At 71.2% G+C, this 12,449-nt stretch carries 12 protein-coding genes; 6 read left to right on the top strand and 6 right to left on the bottom strand.

What is annotated here, in order from left to right:
• Window positions 1-73: 73 nt before the first annotated feature.
• From ACFZCY_RS16195 to ACFZCY_RS16185, 3 genes are all read left to right on the top strand, one after another.
• Window positions 74-1,288, top strand: coding sequence for an exo-alpha-sialidase (locus tag ACFZCY_RS16195; RefSeq protein ID WP_391173200.1), 1,215 nt, complete (start codon window positions 74-76; stop codon window positions 1,286-1,288).
• Window positions 1,281-1,979 (top strand): SDR family oxidoreductase, encoded by a 699-nt coding sequence (locus tag ACFZCY_RS16190; RefSeq protein ID WP_391173197.1) that lies wholly within the window; start codon window positions 1,281-1,283, stop codon window positions 1,977-1,979. Before ACFZCY_RS16195 ends, ACFZCY_RS16190 begins: the two co-directional genes overlap by 8 nt.
• 137 nt (window positions 1,980-2,116) lie before the next feature.
• Window positions 2,117-2,914, top strand: a complete 798-nt coding sequence (locus ACFZCY_RS16185) for an endonuclease (RefSeq protein ID WP_391173194.1) — start codon at window positions 2,117-2,119, stop codon at window positions 2,912-2,914.
• Between the two features lie 41 nt (window positions 2,915-2,955).
• On the opposite strand, the gene ACFZCY_RS16180 is transcribed toward ACFZCY_RS16185, so the two are convergent.
• Window positions 2,956-3,588 carry a ScbR family autoregulator-binding transcription factor gene (locus ACFZCY_RS16180; protein WP_391173192.1) on the bottom strand — a complete coding sequence of 211 codons (633 nt, stop codon included), beginning with the start codon at window positions 3,586-3,588 and terminating at the stop codon, window positions 2,956-2,958.
• A 187-nt stretch (window positions 3,589-3,775) separates the two neighbouring features.
• On the opposite strand from ACFZCY_RS16180, the gene ACFZCY_RS16175 reads away from it, so the two are divergent.
• Window positions 3,776-4,636, top strand: a complete 861-nt coding sequence (locus ACFZCY_RS16175) for a ScbA/BarX family gamma-butyrolactone biosynthesis protein (RefSeq protein ID WP_391173189.1) — start codon at window positions 3,776-3,778, stop codon at window positions 4,634-4,636.
• Between the two features lie 279 nt (window positions 4,637-4,915).
• Window positions 4,916-5,593 (top strand): HAD-IA family hydrolase, encoded by a 678-nt coding sequence (locus ACFZCY_RS16170; RefSeq protein ID WP_391173186.1) that lies wholly within the window; start codon window positions 4,916-4,918, stop codon window positions 5,591-5,593.
• A 19-nt stretch (window positions 5,594-5,612) separates the two neighbouring features.
• On the opposite strand, the gene ACFZCY_RS16165 is transcribed toward ACFZCY_RS16170, so the two are convergent.
• From ACFZCY_RS16165 to ACFZCY_RS16150, 4 genes are all read right to left on the bottom strand, one after another.
• A complete protein-coding gene (locus ACFZCY_RS16165) occupies window positions 5,613-6,131 on the bottom strand; it encodes a hypothetical protein (protein ID WP_391173183.1) in 519 nt (172 codons plus the stop codon).
• A 79-nt stretch (window positions 6,132-6,210) separates the two neighbouring features.
• Window positions 6,211-7,206 carry an SCO0930 family lipoprotein gene (locus ACFZCY_RS16160; protein WP_391173180.1) on the bottom strand — a complete coding sequence of 332 codons (996 nt, stop codon included), beginning with the start codon at window positions 7,204-7,206 and terminating at the stop codon, window positions 6,211-6,213.
• A gap of 199 nt (window positions 7,207-7,405) precedes the next feature.
• Window positions 7,406-8,920: an NADH-ubiquinone oxidoreductase-F iron-sulfur binding region domain-containing protein gene (locus ACFZCY_RS16155; protein ID WP_391173177.1), complete on the bottom strand. Its 1,515-nt coding sequence runs from the start codon at window positions 8,918-8,920 to the stop codon at window positions 7,406-7,408.
• Window positions 8,917-9,657, bottom strand: coding sequence for a hypothetical protein (locus tag ACFZCY_RS16150; protein WP_391173174.1), 741 nt, complete (start codon window positions 9,655-9,657; stop codon window positions 8,917-8,919). Before ACFZCY_RS16150 ends, ACFZCY_RS16155 begins: the two co-directional genes overlap by 4 nt.
• Window positions 9,658-10,153: 496 nt before the next feature.
• On the opposite strand from ACFZCY_RS16150, the gene ACFZCY_RS16145 reads away from it, so the two are divergent.
• Window positions 10,154-11,332, top strand: coding sequence for a helix-turn-helix domain-containing protein (locus tag ACFZCY_RS16145; protein WP_391173171.1), 1,179 nt, complete (start codon window positions 10,154-10,156; stop codon window positions 11,330-11,332).
• A 61-nt stretch (window positions 11,333-11,393) separates the two neighbouring features.
• Here the strand turns inward: ACFZCY_RS16145 and ACFZCY_RS16140 are convergent, their stop codons facing one another.
• On the bottom strand, window positions 11,394-12,197 hold the full coding sequence (locus ACFZCY_RS16140) for a sigma-70 family RNA polymerase sigma factor (RefSeq protein WP_391173168.1): 804 nt from the start codon (window positions 12,195-12,197) through the stop codon (window positions 11,394-11,396).
• Between the last annotated feature and the right edge of the window lie 252 nt (window positions 12,198-12,449).

Below are 12,449 nucleotides of genomic sequence, written 5' to 3'. Positions count from 1 at the left end.
ACCGCCAACCGCTGACCACCGCGTTCGAGCCGAAGACCCGCGTACCACCGCACACCCTGAGGAGCCCGGCGCCATGACCGCCGACCATGACACCGCGATACCGCTGACGGACGGGCGGCTCCGGCCGCGGCCGGGCGACCCGGCGCGCCAGGAGGCGTTCCTGCCCGCACCGGCCGTCCAGAACCACGCCGCCAACCTGACCGTGCTGCCCGGCGGCGACCTCGGCTGCGTATGGTTCGGCGGCACCCAGGAGGGCGTGCCGGACATCTCCGTGTGGTTCTCCCGGCTGGCGCCCGGCTCCGGCACCTGGTCCGGGCCCGTACGGCTCTCCGACGACCCGCAGCGCTCCGAGCAGAACCCGCTGCTGTTCCCCACCCCGGCCGGTGAGCTGTGGTTGCTCTACACCGCCCAGCGGGCGGGCAACCAGGACACCGCGGAGGTCCGGGTGCGGGTGTCGGACGACAACGGGGAGACCTGGGGCGCGCCGCGCACCCTGTTCCCGGCCACCGGCGGGGGCGGGGTGTTCATCCGCCAGCCGATCGCGGTCCTGGACGACGGGCGGTGGCTGCTGCCGGTGTTCCACTGCGTGTCGACCCCGGGCGCCAAATGGGTGGGCGACCATGACACCAGCGCGGTGATGATCAGCGACGATCAGGGCCGCACCTGGCGGGAGCGGCCGGTGCCGGGCTCCACGGGGTGTGTGCACATGAACGTCCACCCGCTGTCCGACGGCACCCTGCTGGCGCTGTTCCGCAGCCGCTGGGCCGACGCGGTGTACCGCTCGCACAGCACGGACGGCGGGGAGAACTGGAGCGAGCCGGAGCCGACCGAGCTGCCCAACAACAACTCCTCCGTCCAGTACGTCCCGCTCGGCGACGGACGGCTGGCGCTGGTGTACAACCACAGCAGCCGCGCGGACGCCACGGCCCGCCGGGTGTCGCTCTACGACGAGATCGACGACGACGGGCAGGCGGGCGACTCCCCGGCCGCCGCGCCCTCACAGCCCGCCCAGCCGGAGGACGCCCCCGGCGCCTTCTGGGGCGCGCCCCGGGCGCCGATGACCCTCGCGCTGTCCGCCGACGGCGGACACACCTGGCCCGTACGGCGCGATCTCGACGTCGGCGACGGACACTGCCTGACCAACAACTCACGCGACCGGCTCAACCGGGAGCTGTCGTACCCCACCATCCGGCAGACCCCGGACGGCACGCTGCACATCGCGTACACCTACCACCGCCAGGCCATCAAGTACGTCCGCGTCAGCCCGGACTGGGCCGCGGATGGCTGAGCCCCGCCACCGCCACGCGGTGGTCACCGGCGTCAGTTCCGGTATCGGCGCGGCCATCGCCACCCGGCTGCTGGACGAGGGGTGGCGGATCACCGGGATCAGCCGTACGGCGCCGTCCCACGGGCACGAGCGGCTGCGCTGGCTCCCGGCCGACCTGGCCCGGCCGGAGGAGCTGCCGGCGGCGCTCACTCCGATGGCCGAGGACGGCCCGCTGGACGCCCTCGTCCACGCGGCGGGCGTCCAGCGCTCCGCCCGGCTGGGCGAACTGCGGCCCGAGGACGGGTCCCTCATGTGGCGCGTCCACGTCCAGGCGGCCACCGTCCTGGCGGACGCGCTGGTGGACCGGGTGCGGGACGGCGGACGGCTGGTGCTGGTGGGCAGCCGGACCATGACGGGTGTGCCGGGCAAGAGCCAGTACGCGGCCACCAAGGCGGCGCTGGCGGGTCTGGCCCGGTCGTGGGCGGCCGAACTGGCGCCGCGCGGGGTCACTGTGAACGTGGTGGCCCCGGGGCCGACGGACACCCCGATGCTGCGGGACCCGGGCCGCAGCCGTACCCCGCCCGTCGTTCCGCCGCTCGGCCGGCTCGTACGGCCCGAGGAGGTGGCCGGGCTGACGTCGTTCCTGCTGGGCCCGGAGGGCGGTTCGGTGACCGGCCAGACGCTGGTGATGTGCGGGGGCGCCTCGCTGTGACGACCGTGGTCAGGGCCGTGGTGTGGTCATGGCCCTGACACGGAATCTCTTCGTGATGTTCACCATTGGACGATCCTGTGTCTGACACGCTTTCGGGGATCGAACAACGGTCGTAAATCGGGGAGAGGACACCACACATGACCCGTGTGACCCGCTGGAAATCCCTGGCGCTGCTGGCCGGCGTCGTGACGGTCGCCGTCACGGCGCAGACCCCGGCCACCGCGACACCCGCCGCCACCACGTACGACGACACGTACTACAAGGACGCGACGGGCAAGACGGGGGAGCCGCTGAAGGACGCCCTGCACCAGATCATCAGCAGGGACGTCAGCAAGCTGTCGTACGACGAGGTCTGGGACGCCCTCAAGAAGACCGACGAGGACCCGGACAACTCCGCCAACGTCATCCTGCTCTACACCGGCCGTTCCCAGAGCAAGGACTCGAACGGCGGAAACGCCGACGACTGGAACCGCGAACACGTCTGGGCGAAGTCGCACGGCGACTTCGGTACCGCCACCGGACCCGGCACGGACATCCACCATCTGCGCCCGGCCGATGTCTCGGTCAACAGCACCCGTGGCAACAAGGACTTCGACGAGGGCGGCTCGGAGGTGGGGGAGGCGCCGGGCAACCGCACCGACGACGACTCCTTCGAGCCCCGTGACCAGGTCAAGGGCGATGTGGCCCGGATGATCCTGTACATGTCGGTCCGCTACGAGGGTGGCGAGGGCTTCCCCGACCTGGAGCCCAATGACAAGGTCGACAACGGCAGCCGGCCTTTCATGGGGCGGCTGTCGGTGCTGAAGAAGTGGAACGACGAGGACCCGCCGGACGCCTTCGAGAAGAAGCGCAACCAGGTCATCTACGACGACTTCCAGCACAACCGCAACCCGTTCATCGACCACCCGGAGTGGGTCGCCGAGATCTGGAAGTAGCCCGGTTCCGGAAGGACCCGGTCCCGCGCTTCGCGCGCCGGTCAGGCGCCCCGGGCCGCCGCCAGCAGTTCGGCGGTGGGCCCGGGGTGTCCGGGGCGGGCCTGCAGCGAGGGCAGCAGCAGGGTCCACAGTTCGGCCAGATGGTCCTCGACGAGCCGCCGCCCGTCGAGGGCCTCGGACACCGTGTGCAGGCCGAAGAAGGCGCACACGATGGTCCGGGCGGCGGGCAGCGGATCGACATGGGCGGCCAGCTCGCCCTCGCCGTGGGCCCGTTCCAGCATGGCCCCGACGGCGTCGATCCAGCCGATGAACGGGGGCGGGAAGGGCGCCGCGATCAGGGAGCGCTCGGTCCACAGCCGGGCCCCCGCCCGTACCACGATGTCATCGCGGAAGGCGCGGGCCACCGCGAAGCTGAGCCGGACGAGCTGCTCCAGGGCGGGCACCCGGAGCCCGGTGTGCCGCTGGATCAGGGGCGGCCAGGTGGCGAAGTGTTCCTGCACCACGGCGAGCGCGAGTCTTTCCTTGCTGGTGTAGTGGAAGTAAATGGCGCCGCTGGTGTGACCCGACCGGGCGGTGATGTCGCTGATGCTCGTTCCGGCGTATCCGCGTTCGTCGAAAAGGGATGCGGCCGCTTCCAGAAGAGACCGGCGTGTTTGTTCGGCCCGCTCTTGCACGTGTTCGTCGTCCTATCAGTCAGCCGGTCCGGTGTGACGGAGTGAACTTAGCGGACTTTCGGCCGCCGATGGTGATGAGGACAGACAGGTCAAACATTATTAGTATTTTATGGTGATCGTTCGTGAGGCTCGCGGCCTTTCGGAGCCGACCGGTCCCACCGGTCGGCCGCTCAGCTGGTCCCGCACCGTGGCACGTGAGGCCGTGCACCGGGTGTCGGTGGCCGAGGTGCTGCTCACCGACGTCCGTACGCTGGGTGACGGCCGGTTCGAGGCGGCCGCCCAGTGGCCCCGGTCCCATCCGACGTTCCCGCACGGCGGGGACGGCCGCCACCATCCGCTGATGATCGCCGAAACCCTGCGCGAACTGGGGATCTACATCCCGACCCGGTACTACGCCGTGCCCGCGGGCGCGCACTTCCTGATCCGGGACCTGTTCTTCCGGCTCGAGCCGGAGGCCGAGCCCCGCGCCCCGTACGGGGCGACCGACATCACCTGCCGGATCGCGGTGACGGACGTCCGCACCGCGGCACCCTCCGGGCGGTTCGTGTCCGGGATGCGGCTCGACGTCGGTCTGTGGGCGGGTGGCCGGATCTTCGCGCGGGCCGGGGGCACCGCCCGCTTCCTCGACGGCACGGCGTACGCGGAGACCCGCTCCGCGCACTCGGGTCAGACCGCCAGGCGCCGGCTGCGTGCCGCCGTACGGCCCTCACCAGGGCAGTTGGGCGTCACCGCGCCCCGGGACGTGCTGGTGGTGCGGGACGGGGGAGTGGTGTACCTGGACCCCGCGGACACCCGTCACCCGTTCTTCTTCGACCACTGGAGCGACCATGTGCCGGGGCTGGTGCTGCTGGAGGGCGCCCGGCAGGCCGCGGCGCTGGCCAGCGGGGGCCTGCTGATCCGCCCCCTCGCCTGCCGGATGAAGGCGATCCGCTTCACCGAATCCCATCCGCCCGCCGTCGTCGAGTGCGTCTCCCACGGCAGAACGTGTGTCTTCCGGCTGCGCCAGGCGGACATCTGCACGGCGGTCGGTGTGCTCCAGTACGGCTGACCGCACACCAGAACGACGAACATGCTGCACGACGAACACAGCGAGCCACGAACGCACTGAGCGACGAACAAACCGCCGACGCTGAGTGACCCCTTGCCTACTCCGAGTCATCTCACTAACGTAGTGATCGTTATGTTTCGGGCAGGCAATTCTCCGCCTGTACGGCGTTCATAAGCGCATTCCGCGTGCGGCGCCGCAAGCGAATTCACCGCGCTGCTCCCCGTGGTCACAGGCACGCCCTGCGCCGATTCCCCCCATCTCTCCTGGAACGGCAGGCAGATGACAGCAGAAACCCTTCTCGCATGGACCCCCGCCGCCATCGTCTTCGACTGCGACGGCACTCTGATGGACTCCGAACGGCACTGGGAAAAGGCCCGCGAAGTGGTGCTCGCGGACTACGGGGCCGTCACCGACGAGGAGTTCGCGCGGCGCACCAAGGGGCTCCACTACACCGAATGCGGCCGCATGCTGGCCGAATTCGCCGGACTTCCCGACCTCGCCGACGAAATGACCCGGCAGCTGCTCAGCGCCTTCCGCAGACTGGTGGCGGACGACCCGGTCACCATGCCCGGCGCGGCCGAACTGGTCCACAAGGCGGCGGCGTTCGCACCGCTGGCCGTGGCGAGCAACTGCCCGCGCGACGTGGTCGAGGACGGGCTGTCCAAGGCCGGGCTGCTGCGCTACTTCGACCATGTGCTGGTCCCCGGCGGGGAAGTGCGGCCCAAACCGTATCCCGATGTGTATCTGGCGGCCGCCCGCCTGTGCGGTGCGGCCCCCGGCGACGCGCTCGCGGTGGAGGACTCCCACTGCGGCTTCCTGTCCGCCTCCCGGGCCGGGCTGAGGGTGCTCGGCGTGGGACCCCGCAAACCGGTCGACGAGCGTCCGCCGGTGGATCTGTGGGTCTCCACGCTCGCCGACCCCGACCTGCTCAAGTGGGCTGATTCCTGCGCGGCTTGAGGACCGAGCGTGGCACCGGTCAGTCCATCTTCATCCCGTCGTGGGACTGCGACTTCTCATGGGACTTCGAACCGCCCTGGGACTTCGACCCACCGTGGTGCATCATCGAGCCCTGCTCGATGTCCCCGCCGAGCTTCGCGCGCAGCGGCTCGAGGGATCCCGAGGACTGACCGGTGACCGACCAGCGGGCGCCGACCAGATACATGCCCCCGTAGTCCTTCGAGGTGTTCAGCCAGTCCGTCTGGCCCTTCTCGGTCGCAAAGGTGACCATGGTGTACCGGTCGCCCTTGCTGGACTTGCAGGCACCCTGGCGCAGTTCGTCCGCCTCGGTGACGATGGTCGCCTTGCAGCCGATGGCATCGGCGATCTGCGTCAGGGCCGCCGGCTTCCCGGGCTTCCCCAGCTCCTTGGCGGCGGGCGCCTTCTCCTTCCCCGGCTTCTTCACATGGGCCTGGCCGCTCCCGCCGCAGCCGCTCACCACGCCGCTCACGAACAGCAGCGCCGCGCAGAGCGCGGTGGCACGAAGTGCGCGTGACACATCAACCTCCCGTCGACATCCGGCGGGTGGCCCGGAGCGCACCGCTCCGGGGCCCGCCGAGGTGGACCATCCTGCCGTCTTACTGGCCCGCCTTCTTGCCCTTGTCGGTCACCGCGAACCAGGTGCCCTTCACACCCTGGCCGTTGGTGTCCCCGGGCTTCTTGTCACCGACGAAGGTGTACAGCAGCCAGCAGTCGAACGCGGCCTGCTTGGAGCCGTCGGGGCGCTTGAAGGAGGTGACCTTCGAGGCGTCCACACCGGCGACCTTGGTGGTGTCGACGGCCTTGACCGGCTTCCACTTGTCCAGGCAGGCGGCGTCGACACAGGCCGTCTTCATCGGCCAGGCGCTGTCCTTGTCGAACCGGTAGACGGTCATGCCCTTGCCGTCCACCATGATCCTGCCGAGGTCGGCGTTGTTGCTGACCATCAGCTGCAGGGCGCCGCCCGCGGCCTTCTTGCCGGCCGGCTTTCCGTCCGGGGCCAGCGCATTCCAGGTGCCGCCCACGCCCTGGCCCTTGGTGTCGCCCGCCTTGGTGTCACCCGCGTAGCGGTAGACCGGCCAGCCCTCCAGGGTCAGCTGCTCGGTGCCGTCGGCGCGCTTGACCTTGCCCAGCTTGCTGGAGTCGATGCCCGCGCCGGCGAGGGCGTCGTCCGCGGGCACCGGCGGCCACTTGGTGGCGCACGCGTCGTTGCAGTTGGACTTGGCCGGCTTGGGGGTGTCCTCGTCGAACCGGTAGAGGGTCATCCCGGCGCTGTCGGCGACGAACTTGCCCAGCTTGGCGTCGGTCTTGACCGCGAGCTGCTTCGCCGCGCCCGTCTTGCTGTCACCGCTGCCCGCCGCGGAGCCACTGCCCGCCGCGCTGCCGTACCCACCGGTCGCGCCGGCCCCCGCGGCCGCCGCACCCGCCCCCGCCGACGCCGAAGCACCCACGCCCGCACTCGCCGCCTGGCTGCTGCCGCCCACGGGCTGGACGTTCGCGCTGCCCGCGGAGGTGTCATTGCTGCCACACGCCGCCGTCAGCATGACCATTGCCACGGACACTCCCGCGAATGCGATCTGACGCCGCTTCTCCATGACCACTCCCTGCGAAAAATCCTTATCGGTGTCCGGCGGTGTAGGCGCCGACACCATGCCCATACGGAGCCCGTGCCGAGCGACGTTCAGCCGGTTAAAAATTTGTCACCAGACGCAAAAAACGCTGGATACGTGAGCGCACAGCAATCGACGGCCGTTGGTTCAACGGCCGTCGTGGAAGCGGTACTTGTGGGCGGGGCTACTCCTCGATGCGCAGCGCGAGCGCGGGGCAGCGGCGCACCGCGCGCACCGCCTGGCCGCGCAGCTGGCGGGGTACGTCCATCCGGGCGGAGGACGGATAGCCGTCGATGCCCAGCGTCAGTACCTCGGGCGGCAGGATGTCCGCGCACAGCCCATGGCCCTGGCACAGCGACCAGTCCACCAGGAGCTTCTCCGTCGGGCCCCGCTGCTGCCGCTCCGCGCGCGGGGGCGCGGACGCCGGACCGGGCGGCAGGGCCAGCGGCTGGGTCTCCTCGGGCATCGGCAGTACGCCGATCGTCGGCCGCCCGCAGCCGGCGCCGAGGGCATGGGACTCGAACTCCTCGGGAAACGCGTCCAGCGCGGTGGTCACGAAACCGGCCGTGCCATCGGGGTGGCTGCACGCGCCCCGTTTGCGCACCGAGTTGATGTACGCGCGCACATTGTCGATGGCCGACTGGCCGCCGCCCCGCTCCACCTGGCCGATGGCGTCCGCGAGCGCGGGCAGCCCGATGAAGCAGGGGCCGCACTGACCGGCCGTCTCGGCGGCCAGCCAGCGGGCCACCCGCGCGGTCTCGCCGAGCGGGCAGGTGTCCTCGGGGATGGGCAGCACCGCGCCCGCGCCCAGCCGCGCGCCGTGCTTCTTCATGGACTCGCGCGAGATGGTGGTGGCGTTGATGCTCTTCGGGTCCAGCCACTTGCCGTGGTAGCCGCCCACCAGCACACCCTGGCCGGGGGAGAGCCCGCACAGCTCCAGGATGTACGTGAGCGGCACCCCGGTCGGCGTCTCCATCACGTACTTGCCGCCGACCGTCAGCAGCGTCGTGCCCGGTTCGGTGGGCAGCCCCACCGAGCGGTACGGCAGGGCGCCCATCCGCGCCGCGATGGCGAGCTGGGCGTAGGTCTCGGTGTTGGACAGCAGGGTCGGCAGCCCGCCGAGACCGTTCTCGCTGGACCGGATCTTCCGGCCGTTGGGGATGGCCGGGGCGCCGCTGATGCCGTTGATGACGGCGCCGCCCTCACCGGCCACGAACCGGTCGGGCGTCACGCTCACTTCCACCGGGACCCCGCTGGGGCCGCGCTCGGCGATGGCGGCGTTCAGCGACTCCTCGACATCCGGCCGGTGGCAGGCGATGACGACTTCCTCGGCACCGATCGCCTCGGCGGCCAGGGTGGCGCCGTCGATGACCAGATGCGGGGTGTGCAGCAGCAGCGCGGTGTCTTTGAGGCAACTGGGTTCGCCCTCGCTGCCGTTGACCACCACGTTGCAGCGGCCACCCGCGCGGCCCGCCGCCTCGACGACCGCGGTCACCTTCTTGGCGAAGGGGAAACCGGCCCCGCCGCGCCCGCGGAGATCGATGTTCTCCGCGAGCGCGACGAGTTCGTCAGCCCGCAGGGCGGGCATTGTGCCGTGCACCGTCAGGTGGCCGACTCGGTCGAGCCGGTACGCCTCGTCCAGCCCGGCGAGCAGCCGGGGCGGATCGACACAGGCCAGCCTGGGTTTTGTCTTGATCACCGGTCCCACCCACGGGAGGCACCGAGCCGTTCACCGTCCCGCCGGCCCGAGTCGGCCGAACGGGGCCGCGGCACTGTGGGCGCGGCGCGCCGCGTGCGGCCTTCCTGCAGGCCGCGGGCGGGAGGATTCCTCACCGAGATGCCGTCCCCTCGATCGTCGTCCTGGCTGCGCCGGGCTGCGAGCCGCATCCACAGCGCGATGGCCACTCCGGCCAGAGCCGCGATGTAGCCGTATGTCGCCCAGATCTTGGCCTCACGTCCGGCCTTCAGGCCGTGGATCAGCGCGAGACCCCAGGCGGGGTAGGCGCCCACGTGGAGCGCCCGCCACCACCGGTACCGCCAGCGGGAGTTGCCCGCTGCGGCGAACGAGCTGCGGACCGCTCCGGTCACCGCCGCGATGACGAAGAGGTAACCGGCAATGGTGCCCAGCCCGATCAGTACCGGCTGCTTTGCGTCAGCGAACGGTAGCACGATCGAAGCCGCGTTCGTGTGGCTCTCCGCGACCTTCACCCAGATGTGAACACCGAGGAAGATGAGGCCGGCGACCGCGGCCGCCCGGTGGATGCCCTGGGCGATCAGGCGGTGGTTGGAGTGCAGGATCAGCTGGTCGGTCGCGGCGAGCCCCCACAGCACCGCTGAGCTGAGGCAGACCAGGGCGAGCACCCCGGCTCCGAAGTCGAGGAACGCGAAAGTCTGGCTGAAAGCACCGGCGTTGTACGTCACGATGAGGGACAGCACGAGGGTCGCGACGATAGCGTAGATGCGGATGTTCCGGGACCACCCGATACCGGGCTGGTCCCGCCGAGTCCGGCGAGCGGCTCGTCGTCCTCCAGGTGCTTGGCGTCCCCCGTGGCGCCCCTGTGAGGGAGAAGGCGTTTGGGACATGGACATTGGAGCCTCCCGATCGCGCGTGTTCCGCGCGGATGACGAGATACGTCAAAGTCGTCTTGGGGGCAGCAGCTTCTCGGAACTACACGTGATCTCCATAAGATTTGTCGTAACGTGACAACTTCTCGTGTATGAACACTGCCCAGACCGTCTTCGGCTGATCCACTGTCATCCCGATGGCAAAGACCCGGCAAAGCGCCGGGATCGGTAGGGGCGAGGGTCCTCTATGAGGTAGCGGAGGACCCTCGACTCCCTTCCCGGACCGGACGAGCCGGAGACGGAGGCAACCTCCACGGGTCCGACCGACCCCCCAACGGTCGGGCCTCCCCCCGGCAAGAACGAGGTAATGATGGGCGAACTGGTGAACCGCATCTGGTCCCGCCCCCGTGGCGAGTGGACCCGCGTGCTGCGCAATGAGCTCCCGTCCCTGGCCGACGAGGTGATCGAGAACCTCCGGCACAGAATCCCGGGATTCGCCGACCTTCTGGAGGACACTGAGCGCGACAAGGTCCGCTGGGATGTCGAGCAGGCGCTCCTGGCGGCGCTCGGCTACCGGAAGCCGGGCGAGGAGGGCGCCGGGACACCGGCCCTCTCCGAGGCCGCCTACGGCGAGGAGCCGCCCACCGACATTCCGCCCGAGCGGGCCCGGCGCGACCTGTTCGAGGCCCTGATCGGCGAAGTCTCGGTGTCCGAGCGGACCCTGGCCGAGCTGTCCCGGGCGGCCCGCTGGCCGCTGCCGGAGACCGTCCAGGCCATCGCCCTGCCCACCCCGGGCGAGGCGCCGCCACTGGCCGCCGTGCTGGGAGACACCCTCATCGGCGCCGTCGGCGACGAGCTGTGCCTGCTGATCCCCGACCCGGACGCGGACCCCGGCCCCGCCCCCGACCAGGGCGCGGAGCGGCTTCAGGACGGTGAGCGGGACCCGGACCGGGAAGCGCCGGCGGACCCCGGCACCCGTGGCGCGCTGGAAACCGCGCTGCGCGGCCGGACCGCCGCGGTCGGCCATGTGGTGCCGCTCAACGACGCGGCGTCATCGGTCCGTTGGGCCCGCCGGCTGCTGACCATGGCCCCTGGCCGTGGCGGCCCCGACCCCCGGGTGCTCTTCGTCGACGACCATCTGTCGATGCTGCTGCTGCTCCAGGACGAGTCCCTGGTCCGGGCGCTGGCCGCGCGCTGGCTCAAGCCGCTGGTCGGGCTGACCCCCCGGCAGAGCGAACGGCTGCAGATGACCCTGCTGGCCTGGCTGGAGGGCGGTGGCGCCCCCGAGGCGGCCAAGGCGCTGAAGGTGCATCCGCAGACCGTGCGGTACCGGCTGCGCCAGATCGAGAAGCTCTTCGGCCCGGGCCTGCGTGACCCGCGAATACGGTTCGAGCTGGAGATGGCGTTGCGCGGCCGCAGGCTGATGGCGCAGATGGACCGCATCCGGCGCCATGCGTCCCGGGCGAGCCGACGACCCCGCACCGGCGCTGCCCCAGGCGTCCGTCCGCTGGGTATCGCCCGGGAGGCGCGCGTCAACGGACTCTGACCACACGGATATCAGCAGGGACTGCCGGCCGCGGTTGCGCGGTCGGCAGTCCGGCATGTGGTCAGCGCATCGACCGCGTCGCCGGGGGGTTCGCGGTGGGATTCGCCGTGGTGTTCGCCGTGCGCATCGCGGCGTTGAGGCCCAGCAATTCCTTGTACGCGTGGGCACAGAAGGCGCACTCGGCCAGATGGCGCGCGAGCGCGTGGCCACGCACTCCGCCGCGCCGCACCGAGGCGCCCAGCATGGCGCTGAAGTGGCGGCAGCGGTCGTTCGCCGCGGACTCCAGATGGGACTGCAGATACGACTCGCGCAGCCCCTCCCGGGCGCGGAAGGCCAGCGATGTGACCCCGCTGGGGGAGATGCCCAGTAAGGCCGCCACGCGGTGCGGCGGTTCCTCCTCGACCAGGGTGTGCCACAGCACGGTCCGCCACCGCTCCGGAAGCCTGCGGAAACTGCGGACGAGCAGCTGACGGTCCTCGCGCGCCACCAGATGCCACTGGGGGTCGGCCGTGGGCGCGTACTGCCGCCAGGACTCGAAGTCCGCGGTCAGCAGGACCTGGCGCTCGCCCTCGCTCCATTCGAGCGCCGTGTGGCGCACGACGGTCAGCAGATACGGCCGCCACGGGCCCCGCGGACCGCCGCCCGCCCGGACGGCCTGGAACGTGCGGATGAACGCCTCGGAGGCCAGGTCCTCGGCGTCATGGAGCGCCCGGCAGCAGGTGCGGGCGTACGAGAGCGTCGCCTGGTGGTGGCGGCGGTACAGGATGTCGCCCGAGGCCGGGCTGGTGGCGCCCGAGGCGTACTCCTCCCGGAGCCGGCCGGTCAGCTCCTGGTCGGAGGGCGCACCGGCGCCGGTGGCGGCCACCCCCCGCACACACGGACCGCCCGGCTCCCACATGGCGGGGAGGACCGGACGGTCGGGGTGGCCGGGGTGGCCGGGATGGTCCCCGGCGGAGTCGTCGGCGGCCGCGTCACCCCCGGCACGATGGTGGGAAGCGGCGCGGCGGGGGGGGGGGGGGGGGGGGGGGGGCGCCCGGGGGGGGGGGCCCCCCCCGGGGGGCCGGGGGGCGGCCGTGGTTGTGGGCGCCCGGCCGAAGAGATTGGGAGGACCGGGATC

Source organism: Streptomyces sp. NPDC007983, assembly GCF_042958345.1.
In the GTDB taxonomy this organism is placed as follows: domain Bacteria; phylum Actinomycetota; class Actinomycetes; order Streptomycetales; family Streptomycetaceae; genus Streptomyces.
The sequence above is the reverse complement of the archived record's forward strand: the minus strand, read 5'-3'. Positions and strand labels throughout refer to the sequence as shown.

Coding starts and splice junctions, on each gene's coding strand:
- ACFZCY_RS16195 (WP_391173200.1), top strand. CDS start 74: ATGACCGCCGACCATGACACCGCGATACCGCTGACGGACGGGCGGCTC.
- ACFZCY_RS16190 (WP_391173197.1), top strand. CDS start 1,281: ATGGCTGAGCCCCGCCACCGCCACGCGGTGGTCACCGGCGTCAGTTCC.
- ACFZCY_RS16185 (WP_391173194.1), top strand. CDS start 2,117: ATGACCCGTGTGACCCGCTGGAAATCCCTGGCGCTGCTGGCCGGCGTC.
- ACFZCY_RS16170 (WP_391173186.1), top strand. CDS start 4,916: ATGACAGCAGAAACCCTTCTCGCATGGACCCCCGCCGCCATCGTCTTC.
- ACFZCY_RS16160 (WP_391173180.1), bottom strand. CDS start 7,206: ATGGAGAAGCGGCGTCAGATCGCATTCGCGGGAGTGTCCGTGGCAATG.
- ACFZCY_RS16145 (WP_391173171.1), top strand. CDS start 10,154: ATGATGGGCGAACTGGTGAACCGCATCTGGTCCCGCCCCCGTGGCGAG.